A 4003-nucleotide genomic window follows, 5' to 3' on the forward strand; every position below is an offset into this window, starting at 1 on the left:
AGATCAGCCCGCAACAACTCACCCAGCGCCGCCTCCCGCTCCCCCTCGGCCACCCCGCTCAGATCCACCTCCCGCCACGGCACCTCCACCGCACGGAACTCCACCTGTGCGGGGTGTCCGGAGGACAGCTGGGTGAAGGCGGTCCGCAGCGCGCTGTGGCGGTCGAGCAGGTCGTCACATGCCCGGCGCAGGCGGGCGGTCCTGAGTGCTCCGTCCAGTTCGAGGGCGACCTGGACGTTGTAGACGTCGATGCCGTCGCTCTGGTAGCTGGAGTGGAAGAGCAGGCCCTCCTGGAGCGGGGTGAGGGGCAGCACGTCGGCCACCCGGTGGCCCGGCCATCTCCACTCCAGCCGCGTCAGTTCACGGTCGGTCAGCGCTTGCGGCATGAGGGCGTGCAGCACCGTGTCGGAGGAGATCGGAGTGCCGTGGTCGGTGCCCGCCCCGTGCGCCACCAGGGCCCGCAGCATACGGAACCAGGTGCGTCCCAGTGCCTCGACCTGTCCGGCCTCGAAGTGCCTGGACGCCCAGGTCCAGGAGGCGAGCAGCCGCGGGCCCGCCGGTCCGTCCTCGGTGACCGCGTTGAGGGCGAGGGGGTGCGGCAGCGGCATGTCCGCGTCGGCCACCGGCAGTGTCAGGTCCGGATCGGACAGCACCGCCCATTCGCCCTCGTCTCCCGTGGTGTAGCGGCCCAGGTAGTTGAAGCAGATCTCCGGACGCGCCCCTCCGGCCAGCACGGCCTCGGTGCGCGGGTTCAGGTACCGCAGCAACCCGTATCCGATGCCGCGGTCGGGCAGGGCCCGCAGCTGTGCCTTGACCGTGTTGAGCGCCCGGCCGAGCGCGGGACCGCCGTCCAGGATCTCTCGCCACCGCACGCCGCCCGCGTCGAGGCGTACCGGGAAGAGGCTGGTGAACCACCCGACCGTGCGGGAGAGGTCGCCGGCGAGTTCCTCGTCCCGGCCGTGGCCTTCGACGTCGACCAGCAGCGGGGTCCCGGAGTCCTCGTGACCCTCGTGGCCCCCGTTTCCCGCGTCCCGCCAGTGGGCCACGGCCAGGACGAGAGCCGTCAGCAGGATCTCGTCGATGCTCGCCCGCAGGGTCTCGGGCACTCGGGTGAGCAGCGCAGCGGTGACCTCGGCGGGCAGGGCCAGCGTGTGTTCCCGCGCCGTGGCGTACACGTCGGCGGTGGGGTCCAGCGGCCGGCCGGACAGCGAGGTGCCGGGCTCCCCGCACTGGGCGGTCCACAGGTCCAGCTCGGCCGCCCTGCGTTCGTCGTTCGCCGCGTCGGCGAGGGCGGCGGACCAGGTGCGCAGCGAGGTCGGCACCGGTGCGAGCTGTGGCCGCGCGCCCGCGTGCGCGGCCTGCCACGCCGCCGCCAGGTCGGGCAGGACGATCCGCCACGACACCCCGTCCACCGCGAGGTGGTGGACCGTCAGCAGCAGCCGTCCGGACCGCTGCGGGCCGGCGTCGAACCACACCGCGCGGACGACCGCGCCGCGGCGGGGGGCCAGTGCGCGCCGCGCCTGCTCGGCGTGTGCCGCGATCACGTCGCGCAGCGCGTGCTCGTCGAGACCCCGGGTGTCCACGCGTGTCAGCACGTCCGTGGCGCTCACGGCACCGGGCGGCGGCACGTCGACCGACCAGTCGCCGTCCTTCACCACCAGGCGCATGCGCAGGGCGTCATGACGGTCGAGCAGCGCCTGAAGCGCGCCGGCCAGGGTGGGCAGGGCGGCCTCCCGCGGTGTCCGCACCAGCATCGACTGGTTGAACCCGGCGGAGCGGTCCCTCTCGTGCTCGCGCAGCCAGTGCATGATCGGGGTGGCCGCGAAGCTGCCGACCCCCGCGTCGGCGGGCTGGTCCTGGGGCTCGGCGGCCTCCTGGACCCGCAGCGCCAGGGCGGCCGGGGTCCGGCAGGTGAAGACGTCCCGGGGCGTGAGGGCCAGTCCGGCCCTGCGCGCCCGGGCGACCAGCTGGATCGACTGGATCGAATCCCCGCCCAGGGTGAAGAACCCGTCCTCGGGGCCGACCTGCTCGACACCCAGTACTTCGGCGAACAGGGCGCACAGCGTCCGTTCCCGCTCGGACGCCGCCGCCCGGCCCTGGACGGCGGCGGCGAACCGTGGAGCGGGCAGTGCGCGCCGGTCCAGTTTGCCGCTGGTGGTCAGCGGGAGGTCCGGCAGGGGCACGAAGGCCTGCGGAACCATGTACTCGGGCAGTTCGCCGGCGACGTGCCCGCGCAGCGCCTCCTCGTCGAAACCGTCCTCGGGGACCACGACGTACGCGACCAGGCGTTTGACGCCTGGCTGGTCCTCGCGGACCAGTACCGCCGCGCGCCGCACCTCGGGGCGGCGCAGCAGCAGCGCTTCGATCTCCCCCAGTTCGATGCGGAAGCCACGGATCTTGACCTGGTCGTCGGAACGGCCGAGGAAGACCAGGGTGCCCTCCTCGGTCCAGCGCGCCACGTCGCCGGTGCGGTACATCCGGCTGCCCGGCGGGCCGAAGGGGTCCGCCACGAACCTGTCGGCGGTCAGGCCGAGCCGTCCCTGGTAGCCGTGGGCGAGCTGGACACCGGCGAGGTACAGGTCGCCCGGGGTGCCGGTCGGGGCGGGACGCAGGCCGGGGCCGAGGACGTAGACCCGGGAGTTCGCGATCGGGCGTCCGATGGGCACCGACACCTCGGGCGAACCGGGCCGGGACTGCCCGTGGGTGATCTCCACCGACGCCTCGGTGGGCCCGTACAGGTTGTGCAGTTCCGCACCGAGCACGGAGTGGAAGCGGTCCGCGAGGTTCTGCGGCAGGGCTTCCCCGCTGCAGATCACGCGGCGCAGCGTCGTACATCCGGCGGCTTCGGGCAGGTCGAGGAAGGTCTCCAGCATGGAGGGGACGAAATGGGCGAGGCTGATGCCTTCCTGCTGGATCAGCCCGGCCAGGTAGGCCGGGTCCCGGTGTCCGTCCGGGCGGGCGATCACCAGTGTCGCGCCGGTGGCCAGCGGCCAGAAGAGTTCCCACACCGACACGTCGAAGGTGACCGGAGTCTTGTGCAGTACCCGGTCCCCGGTCGTCAGCGGAAAGGCGGACTGCTTCCACCTGAGGTGGTTGACCACTCCCGCGTGCGGGACCAGTACCCCCTTGGGGCGTCCGGTCGAGCCCGAGGTGTAGATCACGTAGGCGGGCTGCCGGGGATCCGGCTCCACCGGTCGGAGAGGAGCGGCGGTCTCGCCTTCGGAGGCCAGCTGCGGGTAGGTCTCCGGCGTGACGACCACGACGGGGTCGGCGTCCTCCAGCATGAACCGCACCCGCTCGGCCGGGTGGCCGACGTCGATGGGCAGGTACGCGGCGCCGGCCTTGTGGACCGCGTAGAGCGCGACGAGCAGTTCGAAGGACCGCGGCAGCCGGACGGCGACCAGTCGCGACGGGCCCGCGCCGCGGTCGCGCAGGGCGCGGGCCAGGCGGTCCGCGCGGGCGTCCAGCTCCGCGTAGGTGAGGCTCGCGCCGTCCATCCTGAGGGCGGTGGCGTGCGGGGTCCGCGCGACCTGCCGGGCGAAGAGCTCGGGCATCGTCGCTCCGGGCAGGGCCGAATCGTCGGCCGCGGTGGCGTTCCAGGTGTGCAGCACCCGCTCGTGCTCCCACGGTGCCAGCAGGGCCAGCTCACCGGTCTTCGTCCCCGGGTCCTCGGCGACCGCCCGCAGCAGCAGCCGCAGCCGCTCGGCCACCCGCTCGGCGCGGACCTGGCTCACCGCACCGGGCCGGTGGTTGACGTCGAGTTGCAGCCGCCGGCCGGGGACCGCCAGCAGGCTCAGCGGGTAGTGCATGGCACCGGAGGAGACGTCACCGTCGAGCACGTCGACGCGCAACCCGTCCGCGGCCCGGTGCAGCGCGTCGCGGTCCAGCGGGGCGTTCTCGAAGACGACGGCGGTGTCGAAGAGTTCGCCGAGTCCGGCACCGCGCTGGATGTCGGCGAGCGGCAGGTGCTGGTGCGGCGCCAGCTCCGCCTGCTCGCCCTGCA

At 73.5% G+C, this 4003-nt stretch carries 1 protein-coding gene; it reads right to left on the reverse strand.

Annotation, left to right across the window (positions count from 1 at the left end; translation table 11 throughout):
* A partial coding sequence (locus AB0P24_RS47625; RefSeq protein ID WP_365805707.1) for an amino acid adenylation domain-containing protein occupies positions 1 to 4003 on the reverse strand: 4003 nt, incomplete at both ends.

The organism is Streptomyces sp. NPDC086519 (assembly GCF_040686075.1).
Taxonomy (GTDB): Bacteria; Actinomycetota; Actinomycetes; order Streptomycetales; family Streptomycetaceae; genus Streptomyces; species Streptomyces shenzhenensis.